The 26,455-nt window shown below is 71.4% G+C and carries 24 protein-coding genes; 16 read left to right on the forward strand and 8 right to left on the reverse strand.

Annotated elements, in window-relative coordinates; genetic code table 11:
• Positions 1 to 112 precede the first annotated feature (112 nt).
• The 8 genes from mshD to pstB all read left to right on the forward strand — a co-directional run bounded on the left by mshD (position 113) and on the right by pstB (position 9,768).
• A complete protein-coding gene (gene mshD / locus ACZ7KX_RS30950; RefSeq protein WP_470329358.1) occupies positions 113 to 1,144 on the forward strand; it encodes a mycothiol synthase in 1,032 nt (343 codons plus the stop codon).
• A 341-nt stretch (positions 1,145 to 1,485) separates the two neighbouring features.
• The gene (locus ACZ7KX_RS30955) at positions 1,486 to 3,663 is read left to right on the forward strand and encodes an RNA degradosome polyphosphate kinase (RefSeq protein WP_470329359.1); all 2,178 of its coding nucleotides are present in this window, start codon (positions 1,486 to 1,488) and stop codon (positions 3,661 to 3,663) included.
• Positions 3,664 to 3,784: 121 nt separating this feature from the next.
• Entirely contained in the window at positions 3,785 to 4,870 is a 1,086-nt protein-coding gene (locus tag ACZ7KX_RS30960; RefSeq protein ID WP_470329360.1) for a CHAD domain-containing protein, read from the forward strand.
• Between the two features lie 73 nt (positions 4,871 to 4,943).
• Positions 4,944 to 5,381, forward strand: a complete 438-nt coding sequence (locus ACZ7KX_RS30965; RefSeq protein WP_396549435.1) for an NUDIX hydrolase — start codon at positions 4,944 to 4,946, stop codon at positions 5,379 to 5,381.
• Between the two features lie 245 nt (positions 5,382 to 5,626).
• Complete coding sequence (pstS, locus tag ACZ7KX_RS30970; protein ID WP_470329361.1) at positions 5,627 to 6,757, forward strand: phosphate ABC transporter substrate-binding protein PstS; 1,131 nt, start codon at positions 5,627 to 5,629, stop codon at positions 6,755 to 6,757.
• A 150-nt stretch (positions 6,758 to 6,907) separates the two neighbouring features.
• On the forward strand, positions 6,908 to 7,885 hold the full coding sequence (gene pstC, locus ACZ7KX_RS30975) for a phosphate ABC transporter permease subunit PstC (protein WP_470329362.1): 978 nt from the start codon (positions 6,908 to 6,910) through the stop codon (positions 7,883 to 7,885).
• Positions 7,882 to 8,952 carry a phosphate ABC transporter permease PstA gene (pstA, locus tag ACZ7KX_RS30980; RefSeq protein WP_350525712.1) on the forward strand — a complete coding sequence of 357 codons (1,071 nt, stop codon included), beginning with the start codon at positions 7,882 to 7,884 and terminating at the stop codon, positions 8,950 to 8,952. The genes pstC and pstA overlap by 4 nt, the downstream gene beginning before the upstream one ends.
• A 39-nt stretch (positions 8,953 to 8,991) precedes the next feature.
• A complete protein-coding gene (gene pstB / locus ACZ7KX_RS30985; protein WP_470329363.1) occupies positions 8,992 to 9,768 on the forward strand; it encodes a phosphate ABC transporter ATP-binding protein PstB in 777 nt (258 codons plus the stop codon).
• A 186-nt stretch (positions 9,769 to 9,954) separates the two neighbouring features.
• Here pstB and ACZ7KX_RS30990 read toward each other — a convergent pair whose 3' ends face one another.
• The gene (locus ACZ7KX_RS30990; RefSeq protein WP_350525710.1) at positions 9,955 to 10,950 is read right to left on the reverse strand and encodes an inorganic phosphate transporter; all 996 of its coding nucleotides are present in this window, start codon (positions 10,948 to 10,950) and stop codon (positions 9,955 to 9,957) included.
• Positions 10,951 to 10,955: 5 nt separating this feature from the next.
• The gene (locus ACZ7KX_RS30995) at positions 10,956 to 11,576 is read right to left on the reverse strand and encodes a DUF47 domain-containing protein (RefSeq protein WP_350525709.1); all 621 of its coding nucleotides are present in this window, start codon (positions 11,574 to 11,576) and stop codon (positions 10,956 to 10,958) included.
• A 360-nt stretch (positions 11,577 to 11,936) separates the two neighbouring features.
• On the opposite strand from ACZ7KX_RS30995, the gene ACZ7KX_RS31000 reads away from it, so the two are divergent.
• A complete protein-coding gene (locus ACZ7KX_RS31000) occupies positions 11,937 to 12,326 on the forward strand; it encodes a metal-sensitive transcriptional regulator (protein ID WP_470329364.1) in 390 nt (129 codons plus the stop codon).
• 58 nt (positions 12,327 to 12,384) lie between these two features.
• Here ACZ7KX_RS31000 and ACZ7KX_RS31005 read toward each other — a convergent pair whose 3' ends face one another.
• Together ACZ7KX_RS31005 and ACZ7KX_RS31010 are read right to left on the reverse strand one after the other, a co-directional pair.
• Entirely contained in the window at positions 12,385 to 12,573 is a 189-nt protein-coding gene (locus tag ACZ7KX_RS31005; RefSeq protein WP_396549282.1) for a hypothetical protein, read from the reverse strand.
• Between the two features lie 196 nt (positions 12,574 to 12,769).
• Positions 12,770 to 13,666, reverse strand: coding sequence for an SCO4651 family lipoprotein (locus ACZ7KX_RS31010; RefSeq protein WP_470329365.1), 897 nt, complete (start codon positions 13,664 to 13,666; stop codon positions 12,770 to 12,772).
• Between the two features lie 163 nt (positions 13,667 to 13,829).
• Here ACZ7KX_RS31010 and ACZ7KX_RS31015 point away from each other — a divergent pair, with 163 nt between their 5' ends.
• Positions 13,830 to 14,018: a hypothetical protein gene (locus ACZ7KX_RS31015; RefSeq protein ID WP_470329366.1), complete on the forward strand. Its 189-nt coding sequence runs from the start codon at positions 13,830 to 13,832 to the stop codon at positions 14,016 to 14,018.
• A 66-nt stretch (positions 14,019 to 14,084) separates the two neighbouring features.
• Here the strand turns inward: ACZ7KX_RS31015 and ACZ7KX_RS31020 are convergent, their stop codons facing one another.
• Complete coding sequence (locus tag ACZ7KX_RS31020) at positions 14,085 to 14,807, reverse strand: phosphatase PAP2 family protein (protein ID WP_470329367.1); 723 nt, start codon at positions 14,805 to 14,807, stop codon at positions 14,085 to 14,087.
• Between the two features lie 194 nt (positions 14,808 to 15,001).
• The gene (locus ACZ7KX_RS31025; RefSeq protein ID WP_470329368.1) at positions 15,002 to 16,180 is read right to left on the reverse strand and encodes a C40 family peptidase; all 1,179 of its coding nucleotides are present in this window, start codon (positions 16,178 to 16,180) and stop codon (positions 15,002 to 15,004) included.
• 248 nt (positions 16,181 to 16,428) lie between these two features.
• Here ACZ7KX_RS31025 and ACZ7KX_RS31030 point away from each other — a divergent pair, with 248 nt between their 5' ends.
• From ACZ7KX_RS31030 to ACZ7KX_RS31055, 6 genes are all read left to right on the forward strand, one after another.
• The gene (locus ACZ7KX_RS31030) at positions 16,429 to 16,779 is read left to right on the forward strand and encodes a hypothetical protein (protein ID WP_350525702.1); all 351 of its coding nucleotides are present in this window, start codon (positions 16,429 to 16,431) and stop codon (positions 16,777 to 16,779) included.
• Positions 16,780 to 16,946: 167 nt separating this feature from the next.
• On the forward strand, positions 16,947 to 17,765 hold the full coding sequence (locus ACZ7KX_RS31035; protein WP_470329369.1) for a DUF8175 domain-containg protein: 819 nt from the start codon (positions 16,947 to 16,949) through the stop codon (positions 17,763 to 17,765).
• Positions 17,755 to 19,038 (forward strand): hypothetical protein, encoded by a 1,284-nt coding sequence (locus ACZ7KX_RS31040; protein ID WP_470329370.1) that lies wholly within the window; start codon positions 17,755 to 17,757, stop codon positions 19,036 to 19,038. The genes ACZ7KX_RS31035 and ACZ7KX_RS31040 overlap by 11 nt, the downstream gene beginning before the upstream one ends.
• A 7-nt stretch (positions 19,039 to 19,045) precedes the next feature.
• A complete protein-coding gene (locus ACZ7KX_RS31045; protein WP_470329371.1) occupies positions 19,046 to 20,620 on the forward strand; it encodes an SCO6880 family protein in 1,575 nt (524 codons plus the stop codon).
• A gap of 84 nt (positions 20,621 to 20,704) precedes the next feature.
• Complete coding sequence (locus tag ACZ7KX_RS31050) at positions 20,705 to 22,054, forward strand: ATP-binding protein (RefSeq protein WP_396549292.1); 1,350 nt, start codon at positions 20,705 to 20,707, stop codon at positions 22,052 to 22,054.
• Between the two features lie 186 nt (positions 22,055 to 22,240).
• Positions 22,241 to 24,040 (forward strand): bifunctional metallophosphatase/5'-nucleotidase, encoded by a 1,800-nt coding sequence (locus ACZ7KX_RS31055; protein ID WP_470329372.1) that lies wholly within the window; start codon positions 22,241 to 22,243, stop codon positions 24,038 to 24,040.
• A 91-nt stretch (positions 24,041 to 24,131) separates the two neighbouring features.
• Here the strand turns inward: ACZ7KX_RS31055 and ACZ7KX_RS31060 are convergent, their stop codons facing one another.
• Both ACZ7KX_RS31060 and ACZ7KX_RS31065 read right to left on the reverse strand, forming a co-directional pair.
• A complete protein-coding gene (locus ACZ7KX_RS31060) occupies positions 24,132 to 25,658 on the reverse strand; it encodes a sensor histidine kinase (RefSeq protein WP_470329373.1) in 1,527 nt (508 codons plus the stop codon).
• Complete coding sequence (locus ACZ7KX_RS31065; RefSeq protein WP_350525696.1) at positions 25,655 to 26,425, reverse strand: response regulator transcription factor; 771 nt, start codon at positions 26,423 to 26,425, stop codon at positions 25,655 to 25,657. Before ACZ7KX_RS31065 ends, ACZ7KX_RS31060 begins: the two co-directional genes overlap by 4 nt.
• Positions 26,426 to 26,455: the final 30 nt, after the last annotated feature.

The following is a 26,455-nucleotide window of genomic DNA, read 5'->3' on the forward strand; positions in this document are numbered from 1 at the left end:
TGCAGGGGGGACCCTGTGGGAGAGTAGGACGCCGCCGAACAATCATTCCAAAGAACCCCTGATCCACTCGGATCAGGGGTTCTTTGCATTTCCGGTGACGTATCGTCAGTGCATGGACGATCAGACGGCAGTCACTGCGAACAACGTGCTCCACCCCGGGCAGCGCGACGGCGCCCTGCGTGTCCTGGCCGAGGCCCAGGCGGTGGACGGTCGGTCCGCCGTCTCGGAGCAGGGCCGGCTCCGGCTGCGTGCCGCGGAGAGCGCGCGCCCGGGGGTCACCCACTTCGTGGAGACCGAAGCCGAGACCGAAGCCGCGACCGAAGCCGAGCCCGGGGTCGTGCTCGGTTACGGCCAGCTGGAGATCCCGCAGGGCCCCGCCGCCGACCAGTCCGCCGCCCCCGCCGCCGACCAGTCCGCCGCCCCCGCCGCCGAGCTGGTCGTCGACCCGGCCGCCCGCGGCCGCGGACTGGCCCGCCCGCTGGTGGACGCCGTACTGGCCCGGGCCCACCGGGCGGGGCACGACGCGGTGGACTTCTGGGTGCACGGCGGGCACCCGGCGGCCCGGCACCTGGCCGGGTCGTACGGCGCCGAGCTGGTCCGCGAGCTGCGGCAGATGCGCCGCACCGGTCGGCAGACCGAGGAGGTGGCGTTCCCCGCGGGCGTCGAGCTCCGCACCTTCCGTCCCGGGGAGGACGACGCCGAGTGGCTGCGGCTGAACGCGCTGGCCTTCTCCCACCACCCGGAGCAGGGCGCCTGGACCGAGCAGGACCTGGCGGAGCGGATCGCCGAGCCCTGGTTCGACCCGGCCGGCTTCTTCCTCGCCACCCGCGACGGCAAGGTGGTCGGCTTCCACTGGACCAAGGTGCACCCGGCCACCGTCACCGAGCCGGAGCGCGGCGAGGTGTACGTGGTCGGGGTGGACCCTGCGGAGCAGGGCAGCGGCCTCGGCCGCGCGCTGACCGCGGCGGGTCTGCGTCACCTGACCGGCTCCGGCCCGGACGAGCGAGGACTGGAAACCGTCCTCCTCTACGTCGACGCCGACAATCCGGCCGCCGTGCGGGTATATGAACGACTGGGATTCACCATTCACGAGGTGGACCTCATGTACCGAGCCCGGTACCAGGAGCAGAACCGGTCGGCCTGACCCCCTCACCCCACGGTCCGGCCGCCTCCCGGAGGTGGTGAAGTCGGCCCGGAGCGGTCGCGGGCGAGTGGCCGGAACGGCAACGGCCCTTGCCCCGACCGACTCAGCTTTCCTCCTGGCCATGCGGTGTTTACCGTGGATTCAATTGCTGCCGCGAAGATCACAGGATGAAGTCCGTAGTGTCTCGCTCGTGCAGAGTCGACCGCCCCACGGCGGCCGGTCCTGTACGGACCGCGCCCGGCGGATGGGCGCTGTTCCCGGGATCGCCCCGGGGCGAGGGCGACGGCCCGCAGAGCCATTCGCGTCCGGACGCCGTCCTGCTGCTGGAGGAGCTGGAGCCCATGAGCATCCCCCGCCCCGTCTCTGCCGCGCTGTCGCCGACGGCCCGGATGTCCGGTGCGCTGGGCATCCCGCCCGAGCTGCCGGCCACGGACGAGCAGGAGTTCGAAGCGTTGCCGCAGGGGCGCTTCCTCGACCGCGAGCGGAGCTGGCTCGCGTTCAACGAGCGCGTCCTCGAACTCGCCGAGGATCCCGGGATCCCGCTGCTGGAACGGGCCAAGTTCCTGGCGATCTTCGCCAGCAACCTGGACGAGTTCTTCATGGTCCGGGTGGCCGGCCTCAAGCGCCGCATCGCCACCGGCGTGGCCCAGCGCAGCGCGTCCGGCCTCCAGCCGCGCGAGGTGCTCGACCTGATCTGGACCCGCTCCCGCGAGCTCATGGCCCGGCACGCCGCGGCCTTCCAGCAGGAGGTCCTGCCGGACCTCGCCACCGAGGGCATCGAGGTGGTCCGCTGGTCGGAGCTGGCCGAGAAGGAGCAGGCGCGGCTCCACACGCTCTTCCGGCAGAAGATCTTCCCCGTCCTGACCCCCCTGGCCGTCGACCCGGCGCACCCCTTCCCGTACATATCGGGACTCTCGCTCAACCTGGCCGTCGTGGTGCGCAACCCGGTCTCCGGGCACAAGCACTTCGCCCGGGTGAAGGTGCCGCAGTCGCTGGCGCGCTTCCTGGAGGCCTCGCCCCAGCGGTACGTCCCGCTGGAGGACGTGATGGGCGCGCACCTGGAGGAGCTCTTCCCCGGGATGGAGGTGCTGGCCCACCACGCCTTCCGCGTCACCCGCAACGAGGACCTGGAGGTGGAGGAGGACGACACCGAGAACATCCTCAAGGCCCTGGAGAAGGAGCTGATGCGGCGGCGCTTCGGCCCGCCGGTGCGGCTGGAGGTCGAGGAGTCGATCGACCCCTACATCCTGGACCTGCTGGTGCGGGAGCTGAACATCACCGAGGCGGAGGTCTTCCCGCTGCCCGGGCCGCTGGACCTCACCGGGCTGTTCGGGATCGCCGAGCTGGACCGGCCGGAGCTGAAGTACCCGAAGTTCGTGGCGGGCACGGCCCGCGGCCTGACCGACGTCGAGTCGGCCTCCCAGCCGGACATCTTCGCCGCGATGCGCGAGCGGGACGTCCTGCTGCACCACCCGTACGACAGCTTCTCCACCTCGGTGCAGGCCTTCCTGGAGCAGGCCGCCGCCGATCCCGACGTCCTGGCGATCAAGCAGACGCTGTACCGGACCTCCGGCGACTCGCCCATCGTGGACGCGCTCATCGACGCGGCCGAGTCCGGTAAGCAGGTGCTGGTCCTGGTCGAGATCAAGGCGCGCTTCGACGAGCAGGCCAACATCAAGTGGGCCCGCAAGCTGGAGGAGTCCGGCTGTCACGTGGTCTACGGCCTGGTCGGGCTGAAGACGCACTGCAAGCTGTCGCTGGTGGTGCGCCAGGAGGGCGACACCCTGCGCCGCTACTCGCACGTGGGCACCGGCAACTACCACCCGAAGACGGCCCGGCTCTACGAGGACCTCGGCCTGCTGACCTCCGACCCGCAGGTCGGCGCCGACCTGTCGGACCTCTTCAACCGGCTCTCCGGATACTCGCGCCGCGAGTCCTACCGCCGTCTGCTGACCGCCCCGCGCGGCCTGCGCGACGGACTGGTCGCGCGGATCCACAACGAGATCGCCCACCACAAGGCGGGCCGCCCGGCGTACGTGAAGCTCAAGGTCAACTCGATCGTCGACGAGGCCGTGATCGACGCGCTGTACCGGGCCTCGCAGGCCGGGGTGCCGGTGGACGTCTGGGTGCGCGGCATCTGCGCGATCCGCCCGGGCGTGCCGGGACTGAGCGAGAACGTCCGGGTCCGCAGCGTCCTGGGGCGCTTCCTGGAGCACTCCCGGATCTTCGTGTTCGGCAACAACGGCGATCCGGAGGTCTGGATCGGCAGCGCCGACATGATGCACCGCAACCTGGACCGCCGGATCGAGGCGCTGCTGCGGATCACCGATCCGGCGCACCGCGCCGAGCTGTCCGGGCTGATCGACCTCGGGGTGTCGGACGAGACCGAGTCCTGGCACCTGGGACCGGACGGCTCCTGGACCCGCCACTCGCAGGACGCCGAGGGCCGACAGCTGCGGCACATCCAGGACCTCCTGATCGATTCGCGCCAGCGCCGCCGGGCCGCCACCACGCGCTGACGCGTCCACTGATGCGAAGCTGCCGGAACGGCGGGCCCTGGAGACTCCCGAGGGCAGCCGGTCCGGCGGTCGGCCACCAGCTCCGGGGAACGACCCCGGAGGAACGGGGATCTACCACGCCATGACCGATGCGCCGATGACGGCCCAGGCGGCCTCCACCGCGACCGCCGGGGACATCCTTTCCCGCCACCTCACCGCCCAGGCCGGCGCCTTCCTGCGCGCCCTGCCGCTGGCGGTGGGCGAGGTCGGCGCCAGACCCGGGACCGCCTCGGTCGTCCCGGCGGCGGGTACCGCCGACCTGCTGCGGGCCGTCCGGCGGACGGGCGGGCTGCTGCACACCTTCGGCTCGGTCTTCGAGCAGACCTGGGCGCAGGAGTCGCGCACCGAGCTGCGCTGGCTGCTCAACCTGCTGGCGCTCGAACCCGGGTACGTCCGCCGTTCGGCCCGGCTGCTGGGCGCGCTGGACTCGCTGAGCGGCAGCGACCCGGAGGGGACGGGCATGCTGGCCGGCCACGCGGGCGCCCCCAAGGCGCGGGCGCTGCTGGACCGGCAGCTGACCCTGGCCCGCACCCGGGCGCACTCCACGGTCCTCCAGGAGCTCCGCTCGGCCCGGCTGCACGCCCTGGCGGACCGGATGACGCTGCTGGTCGGCGAGGCGCCGCTGCTGGATTCGGCGGACGGCCGGGCGTCGGCGGTGCTTCTGCCGCACGCGGCCGCGGCCTTCGCCGCGCTGTCCGCGACCGCCCAGCAGCTGCCGCTGCAGCGGGCCGCGACGCCGTACGGCGGGGACGGGATGCGCCGGCTGGGCGCCGTCCCGGCCGCCCGGGGCGCGGTGGACGCGGACTCGGCACTGGCGGCCGACGACGCGCCCTGGGCCCGGCTGCGGATCCTGGTGAAGCGCGGCAGGTACGCGCTGGAGGTCTGCGGCCGCCCGTCCTCCGACCTGGACGAGCTGGACGCGGTGCTGGCCCGGCAGCAGGAGGCCGCGGACGCCGCGGTCACCGCCTCCACCGCGGCGCGCACCCCGCGGATCACCCCCGCGACCGCGTACGTGCTGGGCGTGGTGCACGCCGACCAGCGGCTGGAGGTGGAGTCGGCGCGGTACGCCTTCGGCCGCCGGTGGCCCGAGCTGATGCCCGGCCCGGACGGCTGGCTGGAGTTCCCGGCCGAGGGCTGGGGCCACTCCGCCGCACCGAGGACGGTCTGAGTTGGGCGGGCGCCCGGGAGCCGGGCGGGCGGCGGCGGGGAGCACGACCGGGGCGGTGCGCGCGACGGTGGTCATGGCGGCGGGCGCGGTGCTGTGGCTGCCGGGCCGGCCGAAGAAGAGCGGCCGGCTGGGGCGGCCGCGGATCGCGGTGATCCACCGGCCCAAGTACGACGACTGGAGCCTGCCGAAGGGCAAGCTCGACCCCGGCGAGGGCGTGGTCGAGGCGGCGCTGCGCGAGGTGTGGGAGGAGACCGGTTTCCGGTGCCTGCTCGGCCCGGAGCTGCCCGCCCAGCACTACCAGGTGCAGGGCCGCCCGAAGGAGGTCCGCTACTGGGCCGCGGTGCCGTCGAGCGGCGCCTTCCGGCCTAACCGCGAGGTGGACCGGTTGGAGTGGCTGCCGGCCGGGAAGGCGCGCGCCCGGCTCACGTACGAGCACGACCGGTTGCTGATCGATGCGCTGCTGGTGATCCTGGGGGCGAAGCCGGTGCGCTCGGCCGGCGCGCCCCGGTGAAGGAACCGTGGAAGTGATCTTCCCGCGCCCTTGCCGTGACGCAACCGTTACTACCTGACGTAGTTTCCTGCCATCCCTTCGAGGTTCACTCCCCGTTCACTTGCGACCGGCTGTCGTGTCACTTACCCGGCCTAACTTCGGGACCACCGGAGGGCCGAACGGGCCCCGGACCACAGCAGAAACCCGTGCTGTGCCGTACCCGTACGGCACGCGCAGCGGGCAATGCCTCAGAAAGGGACACCCCTGTGAAGCTCCAGCGGAACGGCCGCTCCAAGGCCCTCGCCATCGGTGCCGTGGCGCTCGTCAGCTCGCTGTCGCTCGCCGCCTGCGGCTCGGACAACAACAACACGACCGCCTCGGGCGGCTCCGGCTCCGCCGCTCCCGCTGCCTCGATCAACTGTGGCAAGCCGGGCTCGCTGATCGCCGCCGGTTCGACCGCGCAGGGCACCGCGATCGACGTGTGGAAGACCAACTTCAGCGGCGCCTGCTCCGGCACCACGATCAACTACCAGGGCGTGGGCTCCGGCGCGGGCATCCAGCAGTTCACCCAGGGCAAGGTCCAGTTCGCCGGTTCCGACTCGGCCCTGAAGCCGGCCGAGGTCGACGCCTCCAAGGCGGTCTGCACCGGCGGCCAGGGCATCGACCTGCCGATGGCCGGCGGTCTGATCTCGCTGGTCTTCAACGTGGAGGGCGTCGACAACCTGGTCCTCGACGGCCCGACCGCCGCCAAGATCTTCGACTCGCAGATCACCAAGTGGAACGACCCGGCGATCGTCGCCCTGAACCCGGGCGCCAAGCTGCCGGACGCCGAGATCCAGTCGTTCCACCGTTCGGACGACTCCGGCACCACCGACAACCTGACCAAGTACTTCGCCGCCGCCGGCAACGGCGCCTGGTCCTACCCGTCCAGCAAGACCTGGGCGGCCAAGGGCGGCCAGTCGGCCAACGGCAGCGCCGGCGTCGCGGCCCAGGTGAAGCAGGTCAAGAACTCGATCAGCTACGTCGAGCTGGCCTACGCCCAGACCAACAGCCTGAAGAGCGCCGCCATCAACACCGGCGCCTCCAAGCCGGTCGAGGCCACCGCCGCCAACGCCGCCAACACCTTCGCCAAGGCCCAGATCGCCGGCACCGGCAGCGACCTGGCGCTGAAGCTCGACTATGCGACCAAGGACGAGGGCTCGTACCCGCTGGTCCTGGTCACCTACGAGATCGTCTGCGACAAGGGCAACAAGGCCGAGACGGTCGACACCCTGAAGTCCTTCCTGACCTACACCGCCAGCGAGGCGGGCCAGAAGGCGGCCGGCGAGAAGGGCTACGTCCCGCTGCCGAAGGAGCTGACCGACAAGGTCAACGCCGTCATCCCGACCCTGGCCTGATCCGACAGGACCACCGGTGGAGCGGCCCCGTGAGCGAGGGGGGCCGGGGCCGCCCCACCGGAACGCACCAAACCCAGCACCACGTCCGGGGCACCGCCGCCATGGTGCCGTCCCCCTTCCGGGGCGGCATCACCAGACCGGAGTAGACCAATGACTTCATCCCCCCCTGCCGCCCCGCGAGGCAGGGAACGCCGACCGCGTGACAGCCGGTTCGGCGACAAGATCTTCATGAACCTCGCCCGGGGATCGGGCATCCTGCTGCTGGTCATCATGGCCGCGATCGCCGGCTTCCTGACCTGGCGCTCGGGCCTGGCCCTCAGCAAGAACGAGGGCAACTTCTTCACCACCTTCGAGTGGGCGCCGGACGCGCCGAAGCCGGTCTTCGGCATCGCGGTGCTGGTCGTCGGCACCATCGTGAGCGCCGTCATCGCGATGGCGATCGCCGTCCCGGTGGCCATCGGGATCGCGCTGTTCATCTCGCACTACGCGCCGCGCCGGATCGCCCAGCCGTTCGCCTACCTGGTCGACCTGCTCGCCGCCGTCCCCAGCATCGTCTACGGCCTGTGGGGCGCGCTCTTCCTCGTCCCGCACATGGACGGCCTGACCAGCTGGCTCAACGAGTACCTGGGCTGGACGTACATCTTCGACCAGACCAAGTCCGGCACCCCGCGCAACCTGTTCACCGTGGGCATCCTGCTGGCGATCATGGTCCTGCCGATCATCACCGCGGTCTCCCGCGAGGTGTTCCGCCAGGTTCCGCGGATGCACGAGGAGGCGGCGCTCGCGCTCGGCGCGACCCGCTGGGAGATGATCCGCACCGCGGTGCTGCCGTTCGGCCGCCCCGGCATCATCTCGGCCTCGATGCTCGGCCTCGGCCGCGCGCTCGGCGAGACCATCGCGGTCGCGGTGGTGCTCTCCTCCAGCAACGTCCTGTCGCTGCACATCCTCGACGCGGGCGGCGGAACCTTCGCGCAGAACATCGCGCTGAAGTTCGCCGAGGCCGGCGAGAACGGCCGCAACGCGCTCATGGCCTCCGGCCTCGTCCTGTTCGTCATCACCCTCCTGGTGAACGGTGCCGCGCGACTGATCATCGCCCGCCGCAAGGAGTACTCGGGGGCCAACGCATGACCGCCACCGCCGTCGTCGAGGACGCCCGGCCCGCCGGCCGTCCGCTGACCGCCAACCGGCTGCCCAAGTGGGCCCCGGCTGCCGTCGCGGTCGGTTCGATCGCCCTCGGCTGCGGGATCGGCGCTGCCGCCGGCCTCGCCAGCCACCTGCAGTGGGGCCTGATCTCGGGCCTGCTGTTCCTCCTGATCAGCTACGGCGCCTCGGCCTGGGTCGAGGGCCGCCGACAGGCCAAGGACCGGCTCGCCACCTCGGTGGTCTGGGTCGCCTTCATCCTGGCGGTCGTCCCGCTGGTCGCCCTGACCGTGTACACCGTCCAGCAGGGCATCGAGGTGGTCAACGGGAACTTCCTGAGCCACTCGATGAAGGGCGTGCTCCAGTCCGGTCCCGGCGGTGGCATCTACCACGCGCTGATCGGCACCCTGCAGCAGGTCGCCCTGGCGACCGCCATCGCCGCCCCGATCGGGCTGCTGACCGCCGTCTACCTGGTCGAGTACGGCCGCGGCAAGCTCGCCAAGGCGGTCACCTTCTTCGTCGACGTCATGACGGGCATCCCGTCGATCGTCGCCGGTCTGTTCATCCTCTCGCTCTGGAACCTCGCCCTGGGCTTCAGCTACTCCGGCTTCTCGGGCAGCCTCGCGCTGGCCATCCTGATGATGCCGGTCGTGGTCCGGTCCACCGAGGAGATGCTCAAGCTCGTCCCGAACGAGCTGCGCGAGGCCTCGTACGCGCTCGGCGTGCCGAAGTGGAAGACCATCCTGCGGATCGTCCTCCCCACCGCGATCGGCGGCATCACCACCGGTGTGATGCTCGCGGTCGCCCGCATCACGGGCGAGACCGCCCCGGTGATGATGCTGGTGTTCGGCGCCGACTACATCAACAACAACCCGTTCGACGGTCCGCAGCAGTCCCTGCCGATGTACATCTGGACTCAGTACTCCCAGGTGAACAACCAGTACGGCTACGCCCGAGCCTGGGGTGCGGCGCTGGTGCTGATCGCCTTCGTGATGGGGCTCAACCTCATCGCCCGGGGTATCGCCCGCTGGCGCTCGCCCAAGACCGGCCACTGACCAGACTGACGTACGAGACAGACGAGAGAAGCAACGATCATGGCCAAGCGCATCGACGTCAGCGGACTGTCGGCCTACTACGGCACCACCAAGGCCATCGAGGACATCTCGATGAGCATCGAACCCCGCTCGGTGACCGCCTTCATCGGCCCCTCCGGCTGCGGCAAGTCCACCTTCCTGCGCACCCTGAACCGGATGCACGAGGTGATCCCCGGCGCCCGCGTCGAGGGCAAGGTCCTCCTGGACGACGAGAACCTGTACGCCGCCAACGTCGACCCGGTCGCCGTGCGCCGCTCGATCGGCATGGTCTTCCAGCGCCCGAACCCGTTCCCGACCATGTCGATCTACGACAACGTGGTCGCCGGCCTCCGGCTCGCCGGCGTGAAGAAGAAGGCCGTCCTGGACGAGGTGGTGGAGCGCTCGCTCAAGGGCGCCAACCTCTGGAAGGAGGTCCACACCCGGCTGAACAAGCCCGGTGCCGGTCTCTCCGGCGGTCAGCAGCAGCGTCTGTGCATCGCCCGCGCCATCGCGGTCGAGCCGCAGGTCCTGCTGATGGACGAGCCCTGCTCCGCGCTCGACCCGATCTCCACCCTCGCCATCGAGGACCTGATCGGCGAGCTGAAGTCGCAGTTCACCATCGTCATCGTGACCCACAACATGCAGCAGGCGGCCCGCGTCAGCGACCGCACCGCCTTCTTCAACCTGGCGGGCGTCGGCCAGCCGGGCAAGCTGATCGAGCTGGACGACACCCAGCGGATCTTCTCCAACCCGTCGGTCCAGGCGACCGAGGACTACATCTCCGGCCGCTTCGGCTAGACCGGACCCCGCCACGCGCGCAAGCGCGGCGAACGGCGGAACGCGAGCTGTCCCGTGGTGCTGCATGGCGGTGCCGCCGCGGGACATGAAGAAGGGCCCGCCCCCGAGATGTGGGGGCGGGCCCTGTCACGTTCCCGGTGTCGTCCGGGGGCCTCCGGGACCGGTGTCCGGCGGGTCCCTCCGGGATCAGCCCCAGAACAGGTGGACGAACCAGTACACCAGCGCTGCGACGATGGCGGCCGCCGGCATCGTGATGAACCAGCCGAGCACGATGTTCTTCGCGACGCCCCAGCGCACCGCGCGGATCCGCTTGGTGGCCCCCACGCCCATGATCGCCGAGGTGATCACGTGGGTGGTGGAGATCGGCGCCTTGTAGACGAACGAGGTGATGTACATGACGATCGAGGCGGTGGTCTCGGCCGCGAAGCCCTGCGGCGGGTCCAGCTCGATGATCTTGCGGCCGAGCGTCCGCATGATCCGCCAGCCGCCCGCGTAGGTGCCCAGCGAGAGCATCGTCGCGCAGGAGATCTTCACCCAGACCGGGATGTCGTAGGTGGCCTGCTGGCCCGAGATGACCAGGGCCATCACCACGATGCCCATGGTCTTCTGGGCGTCCTGGAGGCCGTGCGCCAGTGCCATCGCGGCGGCGGAGGCGGTCTGGGCGACCCGGAAGTTGCGCTTGGCCCGGTGCGGGTTGGCCCGGCGGAAGATCCACAGGATCGCCAGCATCACCAGGTAGCCGCCGATCAGGCCGACCACCGGCGAGACGACCATCGGAATGATGATCTTGTCGATCACTCCGCTCCAGATCACCCCGGTGCCGCCGGCCAGCGCGGCGCCCACCAGGCCGCCGAACAGGGCGTGCGAGGAGGAGGAGGGCAGTCCGAAGTACCAGGTGACCAGGTTCCAGGCGATCGCGCCGATCAGGGCGGCGAACAGGATCGTCATGCCCTGGTTGCCCGAGGGGGTGTCGATGATCCCCTGCGAGACGGTGTGCGCCACGCCGCTGCCGAGGAAGGCGCCGGCCAGGTTCATCACCGCGGCCATCGCGAGCGCGGCCCGCGGGGTGAGCGCCCTGGTGGAGACCGACGTGGCGATCGCGTTCGCCGAGTCGTGGAAGCCGTTGGTGTAGGTGAAGAAGAACGCAACGCCGATGACGGCGATGAGTGCTGCCATGTCCACGAGGGTCAGGACTCCTTGACGGCGATGGTCTCCACCGTGTTGGCGACGTGCTCGAACGCGTCCGCCGCCTCCTCAAGGACGTCCACGATCTGCTTGAGCTTGAGCACCTCGATGGCGTCGTACTGACCGGAGAACAGGTGGGCGAGCAGCTTGCGGTGGATCTGGTCGGCCTGGTTCTCCAGCCGGTTGACCTCGATCCAGTACTCGGTGAGGTTCGACATGCTCCGCAGGTTCGGCATCGCCGCCGCGGTGAGCTCGGCGGCCCGGGCCAGCACCTCGATCTGCTGCTCGATCCCCTTCGGCAGGGTCTGGATGTCGTAGAGGACGACCAGGTCGACGGCCTCCTCCATGAAGTCCATGATGTCGTCCAGCGACGAGGCGAGGCTGTAGATGTCCTCGCGGTCGAAGGGCGTGATGAAGGACGAGTTCAGCTGGTGGAAGACGGCATGGGTGGTGTCGTCCCCGGCGTGCTCGGCGGCGCGCATGCGCTCGACGATCTCCGTGCGGGCCGACACGTCCGATCCCAGAAGCTCCAGCAGGAGCTTCGATCCGACGACGAGGTTCTCCGCCGCGGCGGCGAACATGTCGTAGAAGCTCGTCTCCTTCGGGGTCAGGCTAAAACGCACGGAAATCTCCGATGTGCGGGGTAGGGACTGAACGATGCTAGGTGCAACCGAGCGCAATCACGCAAACGGGGTGCCGAGCTCGGAGCCGGAGCCTCCCCTTCCGTTCGGCTGCTGCACCAGCCGGCCCGGCCGCACCGCCACGTACGGACGCGGGCCCCCAGTCTGACGGAACCTCGCCCGGATTGTCCCCGTCGTGCGCACGGGGGGCCGGGTCGCCGCTCAGACGGGTGAACCCGCCGGACGGCCCCGCCCGAGCTCGGCGGCACATGCCGCATCGGCCGCCGGAACACCACCGGAGGCCCCGGTGTTGGACACTGGTGGCCGACGCAGCCACCAGGCACTCAGACGAAGGCGGGGCCGATGACCACGACGCAAGCGCGCACCGAGCCGGATCACGCGCACGGGGCCGACCCGCACGCCGGCCACGCCGCACCCGCGGCCGCCGCCGGACACCAGGGCGGGCACGGCCCGCACGGCTACAGCGCCCAGAAGGACGCGCACCTCAAGCGGCTGCGCCGGATCGAGGGCCAGATCCGCGGCCTCCAGCGGATGGTCGACGAGGACGTCTACTGCATCGACGTGCTCACCCAGGTCTCGGCCAGCACCAAGGCGCTGCAGTCCTTCGCGCTCTCCCTGCTGGAGGAGCACCTGCGGCACTGCGTCGCCGCCGCCGCCGAGCAGGGCGGGGCCGAACTGGACGCCAAGGTTGCGGAGGCCACCGCCGCGATCAGCCGCCTGCTGCGCAGCTGAGCCCGCGGCCCCGCGACCCCACGGCCCCACGGCCCTGCGGGTGGTCCGGGCCGCCCCGCTAGCCGTCGGCCTCCCGGTCGGCGGACCGGGGGTCGGCCCGGTCGAGCAGCACCTCGTCGATCCGTTCGGTCGGCAGCCGCTCGCCGGAGCTGGCCGTCGCGGCGATCATCAGCTCGCCGGCCAGCTCGATCTCGTCGAGGGCCGCGTCGTCGTGGCCGCCGCTGCGGCCGCCCGTGGACGACACCACCTGCACCACCCCTTCAGTGCCTCGCCAGCCCGGGCGGCAGCCACCCGACGTCCAGCCTAGGCACTCCGGGGCCCGTCCACATGGCACGGACGGGCCATCTCGGCGCCGCCGAAACGGGTGACCGCCGCTCCCCGGACGGCCACCCGCTCCGACGGCACCCCGTCTCGCCCCGGCGCCGGAGCGCTGCCCGGGCGACCTACTTGGGGCTCTCCGTGGGCTTCATCTGGTAGATGTCCGAGGCCGACGGCTCGGCCGCCTCGACCGGCTTGCCGAAGTCCGCCAGCGAGGTCGTCGACGTCACCTTCACCTGGTCCTTGGCCTCCTTCGACCCGGCCACCCCGGCGAAGGTGAACACCTCGACCACCTTGTGCAGCCGGCCCTGGTCGTCCAGCCAGGCGTCGTACGGGACTTCCTTGACGGTGAAGGTCTGCGCGCCCATCCGCAGGCCGTCCCCGCCCCGGCCACCGGTCGCGTCGGCGGCCTTGGCCAGGTCCAGGGTGCCGCGGTAGTGGTGCAGTGCGACGCCGTCGACCGTCTCGGTGCCCACCGCGTCCGCCTTCTGCGCCCCGCGCAGCGCCCCCGCCGCCGAGGCCGGGTCGGTCGCGCCGCTGCTGACCAGGTTGCCGTCCGGCAGCTGGCGCACGTCCAGCTTCACCCACTTGCCCTCGGGCACCTTGGCGCCGCTGTTCTGCAGGTACACGGTGCCGGGCAGGACCACCTCGACGATCTTCCCGGTGGTCGCGGCGCCCGGCGGGACCTGCACCTCCAGCCGGCCGATCCGCTTCACGTAGTCGTAGCCGCCCGTGCCGCTGAACGAGGCCTTCTTCTCGGCGGACTCCGTGACCAGCTCGGTGGCGGTGTGCGCGGAGCCGGTGCGGCCGGTGATGTCGGCGGCGTTGCGCACCGCCGTCAGCGGGTCCGCGGCGAGCTGGTCGGGGGCGTTCGACTGCTGGTCCGAGGAACCGCCGCCGGATCCCGTGCAGCCGGCCGCGCCCGCCGCGAGCGCGGCGGCGAGCAGGGCGGCCCCGGCCGCCGAGCGCAGGTGCGGACCCGGACGGCGCGCTGGCCGCCCGGTGCGCTGCTGGTCGGTCATCTTCATCCTCGCGACAACCCCCTCGGGCCCGACTGCCCTGCCGGGACACCACCGGGTGGGCAGAGCTCTTTCCGGGCAAACGAGTTGGGCCGGAAAGGGTTACGGGTGCCCGCCGGCCGGAGGGCGTCGCGCACCGGGCGTCCGGCGCGTTACGGTGAACTACGTGCACAGCGAGCTGTCGGCCGCGCCCGGCACCCGGATGCCCGAACACCGCGTCGCCATCAGCGAGCGCGGCTCCTTCGCCTACGCGACGTGCAGCTGCGGCTGGTACTCCCCGGCCCGCCGCTCCCGCGACCTCGCCCGCCGAGAGGGGGCCGGCCACCTGGCCGAGAACGGCACGGCGTCGGAGTGACCGACCGGGACGGCCGGACCGTTCCCGGGCCGGGCGGTTTCCCGGCCGTGCCACCGGTGCGGTGGGTCAGGCCGCGAGGTCGGACTCCGGCGGCTGCTCCTCGGCCCGCACCGGCCCGCGCCCGCGCCGACGGCCGCGCGGAGCAGCCCCGCCGCGGGCCGCGTCCGCGCGCTCCGGTGCCCGGATCAGCGGGGCGACGGCCGTCCGGCTCAGCGCGTGGCAGAACGGGACCAGCACCGCCATCGCGATCGGCGCCAGCAGCAGCACCACGGCGACGGCCAGCGCGAAGCCGCCGATCACGTCGGTCGGGTAGTGGACGCCCATGAACATCCGGCAGAAGCCCTGCAACAGGGCCAGGCCGCCGGCGATCCAGCCGAGCCTCCGGTTCACCAGGAACAGCGCCACCGCGACGCCCATCGTCATCGTCGAGTGGTCGCTGACGAAGGAGTGCGTGCCGGCCTTGCCGTCCACCAGCACCAGCAGCCCGGGGTGGTCGACGAACGGGCGCGGACGGTTCACGATCGCGGCGATCGGCAGGTTGGCCAGCTCGGCGATCGCGACCGAGAGCGGCACCCAGAGCAGCCCGGCGACCGCCACCGGCGCGTCCGGGCGGCGTCTGGCCTGCAGCCAGGCCACCAGACCGAGCATGCCCAGGCCGATCAGGATGCCGTACTCGCCGATCCACGAGACCAGGTGGTCCAGCCACTGCGGGGAGCGTTTGGCCAGACCGTTGACGGCGTAGAGCAGGCCGAGGTCGGGGTTGGTCGTGTCGGCAAGCGGCGTCGGCACGCCGCACCTCCTTCTGGTCCGCTGCACCTGTGGGTTCCCGCCGGGGCCCGCCCGGCGCGGACTGCTGACGAGGGGCCACCGGAAGAAACGTCATTTCCGGGATACAGCGTTCCACGGAAACGCGCGGTTATCGAAACTTGACTCAGCGTCCACAGTGCGCACACAGGTCCCGGGCGGCCCGGCCGCACCGCGGCCTACCGGCCCGCCCCGGCGGGGGCCGGTCCGGTCGGCGCGGGCGGGGCCGCCGCCGCGGGCCGGGCGGAGACCGCCTGGCTGCCGCCCTGGGTGCCGCCCTGGGTTCCGCCCTGGTTCGAGACGGGGCTCGCCGGCGCCGTCGAACCGGGCCGGCTCGGGGCGTTGACCGATCCGTCGTTGTTCCGGCTCGGCAGCGCCTGGGCGCCGTCCGAGGTGACCCGGGTCGCGCCGATGTACTCCTTGGTGTCGATCTTGTCGTAGCGGATCACCGCGCCGGTGTGCGGAGCGTTGATCATGTAGCCGCCGCCGACGTAGATCCCCACGTGGTGGATGCTCCGCGGGTCGCTCAGGTCCGTCGCGAAGAACACCAGGTCCCCGGGCCGCAACTGATCGCGCGACGGGTGCGGGCCCGCGTACCACTGGTCGTTGGCCACCCGGGGAAGCGTGATGCCCACGCTGGCGTACGCCGCCTGGGTCAGGCCCGAGCAGTCGAACCGGCCGTTCTGCGAGGGCAGGCCCTCGCCGCCCCACAGGTAGGGGGTGCCGAGCTTGGTCTGCGCGAAGTAGATCGCCGCCGCCGACTGCGCGGACACCTCCAACGGCGCGGTCGGCGCCGTGAAGCTGCGCGCCATCGCCTGGATGCTCCGCACGTAGCCCTGGGTCTCCTTGTACGGCGGGATGCCCCGGTTGCTCGTCACCGCGTACGGACCGGCGTTGTAGGCGGCCAGCATGTTGGCCTGCGGGTCTCCCGGGACGTTCGAGACGTCCTTGGCGAGCGCGCAGTCGTAGGCCGCCGCCGAGGCGATCGCGTCGTACGGGTCCCAGACGTCCTTCCGGCCGTCACCGTTCCCGTCCGTTCCGTACGTCACCCAGGTCCCCGGCATGAACTGCGCCATTCCCTGTGCCCCGACACCGGAGCGGGCCTTGGGGTCGAATCCGCTTTCCTGGTACAGCTGCGCCGCGAGCATCGGCGGGGAGATCTCCGGGCAGAGCGCGCCCCACTTCTGGATCGCGTCCTGGTAGGCCGCGGGGACCGTTCCGGGCGAGAGGGCGGAACGATTCGCCGCCTGCTGCGAAGTCCCACTCGCCGCATAAGTCCCCATCGTCACCAGCCCGATGAGCCCGAACGAGACAACTCCCGCAGCGACGGCGGCCGCACCGGCCTTCCGGAGTACCATCAGCACCATCCCGACGATTCGTCAGTCGAAGTGTCCCGGAAGGCGTTGCTCACCGCAATCATCAGAGATACAAGGAGTGAGCGCTATCCTTCGTACGGTGGACATCCTCGCGTACGTGTCCGATGCCTCACGACCAATCCGCGAGAAGTAGCCAAGTCGACATCAGATCTGGCCAAGAATAGGCACCGACCCTTCGCGCGGGCGGGGTCCGGGCCCTTGAATTTGCCTGATCGGGCGGTGAGATGGAAATGAACCTGAGCAGCGTGCACACCTATGCGGTCGGCCACCTGGCCGATGACCCACCGAAGAAGCCGAATATCGACACCATCATCGGCGGGATCGCCCCGGACTGGGGCCCGTTCGCGAGCCTCGGGTCGGAGGCCCGGGTGATGGTCGAGGTCATCATGGCCGTCGCCATCCTCGTCTGCCTCGGCCTGGCCGTCTGGGGCGCCGCCAAGCAGCGGATCGGTGCGACCGCGATGCGCGACAGCTTCGGAGCCGAACAGGGCAAGGGGCTGATCGTGGCCGGACTGACCGGCGTGTTCATCATCGGATCACTCGGCACTCTGTTCACCATTGTCTACGGCATGGCGATCTGACGATCGGACAGCAGTAGTCCGGCCCGTCCGAGGTCGGGTCCCCGTCCGGACCCCCTCCAGCGGCCGGCCCGCCAGGACTCCACCCCCGTTCCCACCCTCCGTCCGCGCCCGCCCCCGGGTGGAGGGCCCCCGGAGCCGCCCCGGCTCCCCGCACCAGGAGGGCCGCCGTGCCGTTGTCCGACGACCAGCCGCACACCCGTACGCGGCTACCGGTCGGCGAACAGCCCTCCCCGCAGCCGAGCCTCCGTCAGTCACGACCGCTGCGCACCCTGCTGACCGTCCTCGTCGTCGTCACCCTGCTCGTCGTGGCCATCGCCATCGCCAACCGCGGCAAGCCCGGTACCGGCCGCGACGGCGGCCGCTCCGCCGACCACGCCGCCCCCAGCGCACCCTCCGGCGCCGGCCCCGCCCCCAGCGGCGACCAGCCCGTCGGCACCACCGTCAACGGCATCGCCTCCGGCTTCCCGCACAGCGACCAGGGCGCCCAGTCCGCCGCGGCCAACTACGCGGTGGCGATCGGCTCCGCGGACATGTTCCGCGCGGACAGTCGCCACACCATCGTCGCCACCATCGCCGACCCGGGAGCGGCGCCGACCCTGCAGAGCCGACTGGACCAGGGCTTCGGCGGCGACACCGTCACCCGCTACGGACTGGACGCCCAGGGCCGCGCCCCCAAGGGCCTCACCTTCGTCAGCCGCACCGTCCCGGTCGGCACCAAGTCGACCGGCTACACCGACAGCGACGCCAAGGTCGAGGTGTGGTGCACCGGCCTCACCGGCCTCGCTGGCGAGCGCTCCGTCCAGCCGGTGACCACGAACTGGTTCACCCTCACGCTCTCGCTGCACTGGACGGGCGGCGACTGGAAGCTCACCGACTTCACCAGCAGGCAGGGCCCCGCGCCGATGCCCGGAGACCAGCAGGCCGCAACCGCCGAGGAGATCACCGGCGCCGTGCAGCAGTTCGGGGGGTTCCGCTATGCCCGTTGACCAGACCTCGCGCGGAAGGACCGCACGCCGTGCGGGCACGTTGGCCGGCGTGCTGGCCACTCTGCAGGTGACGGCGATGCTCGCCGCCCAGCGGGTGTTCGCCGATCCGGCGCCCACCGCTACTCCCACCTGCCAGAAGGTGGATCTTCCGATCCCCGGTAGCGAGGCAGGGTGCGCCCCCGGGGGTGCGGTCGTCATTCCCGGCGGCAACACCGTCAGCAATGTGACCGATCCGCTCGGGGCGTTGGCGAAGAGCTGTGCGCAGGCGGCGGCGTGGGTGGTGCGGAACCTGTCGGGGGCGATCGACGGGACGACGCAGGTGGACTTCACCAACGCGTCGTTCCTGCAGCAGTACGCCGTGGTGTTCGCGGTGTCGACGGTGATCACGTTGGTGCTGTGGCTGCTGGCGGTGACGAAGCGGGCCGTGCGGGGGGCGCCGCTGACGACGGCGTTCTCGGAGGCGATCGGCTTCCTGTGGCTGACGGTGGTGGCGTCCGCGTTCACGCCGTTGATCCTCTACACCGTGGTGAGCGTGACGGACGGGCTGACCAAGGCGATCGCGGTCGGCACGAAGACGGACACCGGGTCGTACCTGGGCGGGTTCGCGGACACCCTGGAGAAGGGGAACGTCGGCGGCGGTCCGCTGATCCTGGTGCTGGTGTCGCTGGTCGCGGTGCTGGCGGCGGCCGTGCTCTGGATCGAGCTGCTGATCCGGGCGGCGATGCTGTACGTGGGCGCGCTGCTGGGGACGGCGGTGTACGCGGGGCTGGTCGACAAGCAGCTGTGGAAGCACGTGCGCCGGTGGGCCGGGGTGATGCTGGCGGTGGACCTGGCGAAGCCGATCATCGTGATCATCCTGGGCCTGGCGGGCGCGGTGGCGAGCGGGGCCGGGGCGAGCGACGACTTCGCCCGGGTGCTGTCGGGGCTGGCGATCCTGTTCCTGTCGATCTTCGCCAGTGCCGCGATCTACCGCTTCGTGCCGGGCTTCGGCGACGAGATCCTGAACATGCGCCAGGCCCGGGCCAACGCGGTGCAGGCGGGTTCGGCGATGATCAACGGCACCGCGAACCTGATGAAGCAGGGCATCACCACCCACGGCGACCGCGGTGGGCCGGCGGGCGCGGGTGGCGGCGGTGGTGGCGCGGGCGGCGGCTCGGTCGCGCCGGGCATCGCCGCCCACGCCGGCCGGACGCCCGCCCCACCGCCGCAGGCCGGGCCGCCGCAGGCCGCCCCGGTTCCGATCCGCGACAGCAATCCAGCGAAGGGAGGGTGACGGGTAAGTGAGCAGCGAACCGCTCGGCCACTACGGTGCCCAGTACGCCCAGCCGTACGTGCACCAGCGCCGCACCTACCTGATCGGCAAGGCCCGCCCGAACGCGCCGATCGGCCGGAACCGGGAGTCCGGCGAGATCCTGCTGATCATCTTCGGGGCGTTCCTCGGCATGCTCTGGGGCCTGTTGATGCCGATCCTGCCGCTGCGGATCGGCGGTCTGGTCGGCCTGCCGGCGCTCGCGATCGCGGCGGTGTACGTGCCGTACCGCAAGCGGACGTTCTACAAGTGGGTGGAGATCAACCGCACCTACCGCCGGACGATCCGCAGCGGGCGGGCGGTGTGGCGCTCGGACGTGATGGACGCCGGCACCCGGATGGACGGCCGGGAGGTGGAGGTCGGGCCGCCGCCCGGGGTCGGGCGGCTGCGCTGGCTGACCGCGCCGTTCGGACCGGACGAGGTCGGAGTGCTGATGCACCTGGAGCGGCGGACGGTGACGGCCGCGATCGAGATCGAGGGCCCGGGTGTCGGGCTGCGCGACTCGGAGGACCAGGAGGCGCTGGTCGACCGGTTCGGCACGCTGCTGAAGCACGTCGCCAACGGGGACGGCTTCGTGACCCGGCTGCAGATCCTGGCCCGGACCCTGCCGGCCGACCCTGACGCGCACGCCAAGGACGTGGAGCGCCGCGGCGACCCGTCCTCGCCCCGCTGGCTGCAGGACTCCTACGACCAGCTGCAGTCGATGGTGTCGACGTCGTCCGAGCAGCACCGGGCGTACCTGGTGGCCTGCATGCACTACACCCGTGACCTGGCCGCGGAGGCGCACGCGATGGGCCGCACGGCCACCGGCCGGCGGGCCCGGGACGACGAGGGGCTGGCCGCCGTGATGGCGCGCGAGCTGACCGACATCTGCGCCCGGCTGGCCGAGGCGGACATCCGGGTGCGCCAGCCGCTGGGCCAGGCCCGGCTCTCCTCGCTGCTGCACTCGATGTACGACCCGGACCACCCGATCGACCACATCCAGGCGATGTCCCGGCGCAACGCCTGGCCGGCCGAGCTGGACGCGACCAACCCGCAGTACCTGGAGGCGAAGACCCGCGAGTCGGCGACCCGGGAGCCGTGGTGCCACGCCACCGCGTGGATCAAGGAGTGGCCGCTCACCCCGGTGGGCGTCAACTTCCTGGCGCCGCTGCTGGTGCACACCCCGGACGTGATCCGGACGGTCGCGGTGACGATGGACCTGGAGCCCACCGACGTCGCGATCGAGCGGATGCTGACCGAGAAGACCAACGACGAGGCGGAGGCCAGCCGCGCCGCCAAGATGAACCGGACGGTCGACCCGCGCGACCTGGCCCACACCGGCCGGGTGGACCAGCGCGGTGACGACCTGGCCTCCGGCGCGGCCGGGGTGAACCTGGTCGGCTACATCACGGTCTCCTCGCGCAACCCCGACGCGCTGGCCCGCGACAAGCGGACCATCCGGGCCTCGGCCGGCAAGAGCTACCTCAAGCTGGAGTGGTGCGACCGCGAGCACCACCGGGCCTTCGTCAACACCCTTCCGTTCGCCACCGGCATCCGCCGCTGACGCCGCCGCGGACTCCGCGGCCGCCGACACCGCCGCGGACCTCCGCAACCGTCCGACCGTTCCGCCGACTCAGGGAGGCCGCACATGGCGCTCGGCAACCTCACCGACGCGTTCACCAGCCTGATGTTCGGCAAGGTGGAGACCACCCGCCTGCCGGTGCGCACCTCCACCGGCCAGGCGCAGGCGGTCTACCTGCCCACCGCCGCACCGGGGCTGGGCGACTCGGGCGTGATCATCGGCCGTGAGGTGTACAGCGGCAAGGGGTACGTGTACGACCCCTTCCAGCTGTACGGGCAGCAGCTGCCGGCCCCGCACTGGCTGGTGCTCGGCGAGTCCGGCAACGGCAAGTCGGCGCTGGAGAAGACGTACGTGCTGCGGCAGTTGAGGTTCCGCGACCGCCAGGTCGTGGTGCTCGACGCGCAGGGCGAGGACGGCGTCGGCGAGTGGAACCTGATCGCCGACGCGCTGGGCATAAAGTCGATCCGGCTGGACCCGATGGCCGCCCGGGACGGCGGGGTGAAGCTCAACCCGCTGGACCCGGCGATCACCCAGACCGGCCAGCTCTCGCTGCTGCGCACCATCATCGAGGTGGCGATGGGGCGCGGGCTGGAGGAGCGGGCCGGCTTCGCGCTGAAGGCGGCGCACGCCCACGTGGTGGCCTCGGTGACGGACCGCCAGCCGGTGCTGGACGACATCATCGACACCCTGCGCAACCCCGACCTGTCCTCGGTGGAGTCACTGGGCGTGGCGGTGGAGGAGGTGCAGTCCTGGGGCCTGGACGTGGCGCTGGTGCTGGACCGGCTGGTCGACGGTGACCTGCGCGGCATGTTCGACGGGTCGACCACCGAGGGCATCGACCTGGACGCGCCGCTGATCGTCTTCGACCTCTCGCACATCGACCGCAACTCGATCGCGATGCCGATCCTGATGGCGATCGTCGGGGTGTGGCTGGAGCACACCTGGATCCGGCCGGACCGGAAGAAGCGCATCTTCCTGGTCGAGGAGGCCTGGCACATCATCAACAGCCCGTTCGTGGCGCAGCTGTTCCAGCGGCTGCTGAAGTTCGGTCGCCGGCTCGGGCTCTCCTTCGTCGCGGTGGTGCACCACCTGTCGGACGTGGTGGACGGCGCGGCGGCCAAGGAAGCGTCGGCGATCCTGAAGATGGCCTCCACCCGGACGATCTACATGCAGAAGGCCGAGGAGGCGCGGGCCACCGGCCGGGTGCTGGGTCTGCCGCGGTGGGCGGTGGAGATCATTCCCACACTTTCGCCGGGCATCGCGGTCTGGGACGTCAACGGGAACGTCCAGGTGGTCAAACACATCATCACCGAGACCGAGCGGCCGCTGGTGTACACCGACCGGGCGATGACCGAGGACGCGGTGGCCGAACGGGTGCGCGCGGAGCGGCACTTGGCCGCCGAGCCGGGGGTCTGAGGCCCGCCCCTGCGCAGTCTCCGCACCCCGCGGACGGCGACGGTTCGTCAGGAGGTAATCCTCTCGTTACGTTCGACGTCCTGACAGCTACGCGCGTTGACCCTAGGCTTCACACGCGCAACACATGCCCGTACGCCGATGCTGTCCCACAGCCGGTGCTCCTCCGAGGTGCAGGGGACCCCTCTCATGCTCACCGTCAGATCCCGACGGACGGCGCTCGCCGTCGTCGCCGCCGCAGGTCTGCTCGGCACGGTGGTCGTGCCGACGGCCGCCCAGGCCGCCGACGCCAACTCCAAGCGTCACAAGACCGTCAACCTCCAGCTGCTGGCGATCAACGACTTCCACGGCAACCTGGAGCCTCCGGCCGGCTCGTCCGGCACGATCAAGGAGATCGACCCGGCCACCGGCAAGGAGGTCGCCACCCCGGCCGGCGGCATCGAGTACCTGGCCACCGAGCTGCGCAAGGCGCGGATACCGGCCGACGACTCGATCACCGTCGCGGCCGGCGACATCGTCGGCGCCAGCCCCCTCACCTCGGCGCTCTTCCACGACGAGCCGACCATCGAGGCGATGGACAAGCTCGGCCTGGACGTCACCTCCGTGGGCAACCACGAGTTCGACGAGGGCGCGCAGGAGCTGCTGCGCATGCAGGAGGGCGGCTGCCACCCGACCGACGGCTGCTACGAGCCCGGCCGGACCTTCAAGGGCGCCAACTTCAACTACCTGTCGGCGAACGTCACCGACGAGAAGACCGGCAAGCCGCTGCTCGCCCCGTACTGGATCACCAAGTCCCAGGGCGTGAAGGTCGGCTTCATCGGCGTCACCCTGGAGGGCACGCCGAACATCGTGACCGCCGAGGGCGTCAAGGGCCTGAAGTTCGCCAACGAGGTCACCACGATCAACAAGTACGCCGCCGAGCTCAAGGCCAAGGGCGTCAACTCGATCGTCGCGCTGATCCACGAGGGCGGCTACCCGGCCAGCTCCGTCTACAACTACGACTGCGGTGCGGCCGGCCAGGGCGTCTCCGGCCCGATCGTCGACATCGCGAAGAAGATCGACCCGGCGGTCGGCGCCATCGTCACCGGCCACACCCACAACGCGTACGCCTGCACCATCCCCGACCCGAACGGCGTTCCGCGCTCGGTGACCAGTGCCGCCTCCTTCGGCCGGCTCTTCACCGAGATCGACATGAAGCTGGACAAGACCACCGGCGAGATCGTGCGCCCCTCGGTCAAGGCCGAGAACCACGTGGTGCGCCGCACGGTCGAGAAGGCGCCCGACATGACGGCGCTGGTCGAGCACTACCAGAAGCTGGCCGCCCCGATCGCCAACCGGCCGATCGGCTGGATCGGTTCGGACATCAACGGCCGCGGCAGCAGCGACCTGGAGAAGCCGCTCGGTGACGTGATCGCCGACGCGCAGCTGGCGGGGCTGACCCCGGCCGACAAGGGCGGTGCGCAGGTCGCCTTCATGAACCCGGGCGGCATCCGTTCCGACCTGGTCTACAAGGCCTCGGGCAGCGAGGGCGACGGCGTGGTGACCTACGGCGAGGCGTTCACCGTCCAGCCGTTCACCAACATGATGCAGGTCAAGACGCTGACCGGGGCCCAGCTGGTCCAGCTGCTCCAGCAGCAGGTGAGCGGCTCCAACGACGCCGCGCCGAAGGTCCTCCAGGTGTCGTCGAACCTGCACTACACCCTGGACATGCGCAAGACCGGCGCGGACCGGGTCCTGGTGGACTCGATCCGGCTGAACGGCGCGCCGATCGACCCGGCTGCCAAGTACCGCGTCGCGGCCAACGAGTTCCTGGCCGGCGGCGGCGACGGCTTCCCGGCCTTCGCAGCCGGCACCGACAAGCTCGTCGGCGCCTCCGACCTGGACCTGTTCACGGCCTACCTGGGTGCCCACAGCTCGGCGAGCGCGCCGATGCAGGCCCCGGCGCAGGACCGCATCAAGATCATCGGCCCGGGCAGCGACATCGACTGACCGTGAGCCGGCCCTGAGGGGCGGGTGGGGCGCTGTCGGGGCGCCCCACCCGCCCCTTTCCCTGTCCGGGCCGCTCCGGCTCGGGGCGGGCCTACTCGGGGGCGGGGCCGCCGGGCAGCCGGACGGTGGCCAGCGCGCCCGGACCGCCGTCCGCGGCCGGGCCGAGGGTGACCTCGCCGCCCGCCTCCCGGACGCTCTGCGCGACGATCGACAGCCCGAGGCCCGAGCCCGGCAGCTGCCGCGAGGACGGCGAGCGCCAGAACCGGTCGAAGACGTACTGGAGCTCGTCGGGCGGGATGCCCGGGCCGTGGTCCCGGACGGTCAACACGCCCTGCTGCAAAAGGACTTCGACCGTCCCGCCGGGCGGGCTGTACTTGACCGCGTTGTCCAGCAGGTTGATCACGGCCCGCTCCAGCCCGGCGGCGTCGCCGTGCACGTACCAGGGCTCGGTGCTCGTCTCGAAGACCAGCCCCGGGCCGCGCAGCTTCGCCCGCTCCACGGCCCGCCCGGCGATCTCGTGCAGGGCGACGACGGCGAGGTTCGGGCCCGCCTTGGGGGAGTCGGGCCGGGAGAGCTGCAGCAGGTCGCCGATCAGGACGGTGAGTTCCTGCATCTGCGCCTTCATGTTGCCGAGCAGCTTGGTCTTGGTCGCCGGGGGGAGCGGGCGGCCGGTGTCATTGCTGCGGATCAGCAGATCGACGTTGGTGCGCAGCGAGGTGAGCGGCGTCCGGAGCTCGTGGCCCGCGTCGGCGATCAGCCGGGTCTGCCGCTCGCGGGAGTTGGCGAGGGAGGTGCTCATGGAGTTGAACGAGGTGGAGAGCCGGGCGATCTCGTCGTGCCCGTGGACGGGGATGGTGGTGCCGACCTCCTCGGTCCGGGCGATGTGCTCGACGGCGTCGGTGAGTTGGTCGACCGGCTTCAGGGCGGAGCGGGCGACCAGGCGGCCGGCGATGGCGGCGAGGAGGATGCCGCCGACGGAGACGGATCCGAGGAGGATGGCGAGGCCCTGGAGGGACTCCTCGACGGACTGGGTGGGGGTGGCCACCATGACGACGACCGGCACCAGGTACCTGGGGTCGTTGGTGAGCCGGACCAGTGCGGGATCCCCGTTGGTGAACCGGCCCTCCCGGATGATCGACTGGCCGGGCTTGATGCGGAACACGGCGGTGTCCCCCGGAACGGTGACGATCGCCTTGGTCGCGCCGGGGGGCAGGCAGACCCCCTTCCCCTCTGCGAGGAACTGGGTGTCCCGAGGGGCCGCTCCGCTGATCTCCTGGAGACTGCTGACGGGTTGGTGGTCCAGGGCCTGTTCCGGGGTGCTGTAGCAGTTGAGACCGGCCCCCCGGGGAGGCATGGGCAGCGGTGCGCTGGCCAGATCGGCCCGGACCTGGTTGTAGAGCTGCTTCTCCACGATGAACCAGCACGCCAGCGCGGACAGCGCGATGGCCACCGCCACCGCCGCCGCGCTCAGGAAGGTGAGGCGGCTGCGCAGCGAGCGGGAGCGGAGCCAGTGGACCAGGCGCCGTCGGCGGACGGGGGAGCGGGGCGGGGCCAGGGGCGGGGGCGGGACGTTGCCGCTCCGGACGCCCTGCTCGGCCCGCTCGGCGTGCTCGTTCACGCGCCGACGCCGGCGGCCGCGCGCAGGGCGTAGCCGACGCCGCGCACGGTCTGGATCAGACGGGGCATGCCGCCCTGCTCGGTCTTGCGGCGCAGGTACATCACGTACACGTCCAGGGAGTTGGAGGAGGGCTCGAAGTCGAAGCCCCAGACCGCCTTGAGGATCTGCTCCCGGGTGAGGACCTGCCGGGGGTGGGAGAGGAACATCTCCAGCAGCATGAACTCGGTGCGGGTGAGTTCGATGGGCTTTCCGGCCCGGGTGACCTCGCGGGTGGCGGTGTTCATCCGCAGGTCGGCGAAGGAGAGCACCTCGCTCTCGTCCTCGGCGGCGGCGCGGGCGGCGGCCTCGGCGGCGAGGGCGTTGCGGCGCAGCAGGGCCCGGACGCGGGCGAGGAGTTCGTCGAGCTCGAAGGGCTTGGCGAGGTAGTCGTCGGCACCGACGTCGAGGCCGGTGACGCGGTCGCCGACGGCGTCGCGGGCGGTGAGCATCAGCACCGGGACGGTGTCGCCGCGCGAGCGCATCCGGCGGACGGCGGTGAGGCCGTCCATCCGGGGCATCATGATGTCCAGCAGGACGAGGTCGGGCCGTTCGCGTTCGACGGTTTCCAGGGCTTCGTAGCCGTCGGTGGCGGTGGAGACCTCGTAGCCCTCGAAGGCGAGGCTGCTCTCCAGGGCGTCCCGGAGGGCGGGTTCGTCGTCGACCACGAGGAGCCGGGCGGCGGGGTGGCCGGGCTCGGCGGGGGTGCGGTCGTCGGCGGACGGGGTCATGGGCGGGTGCCCTTTCTCGTCGGGTGGAGG

Source organism: Kitasatospora sp. NPDC038210 (genome assembly GCF_055600605.1).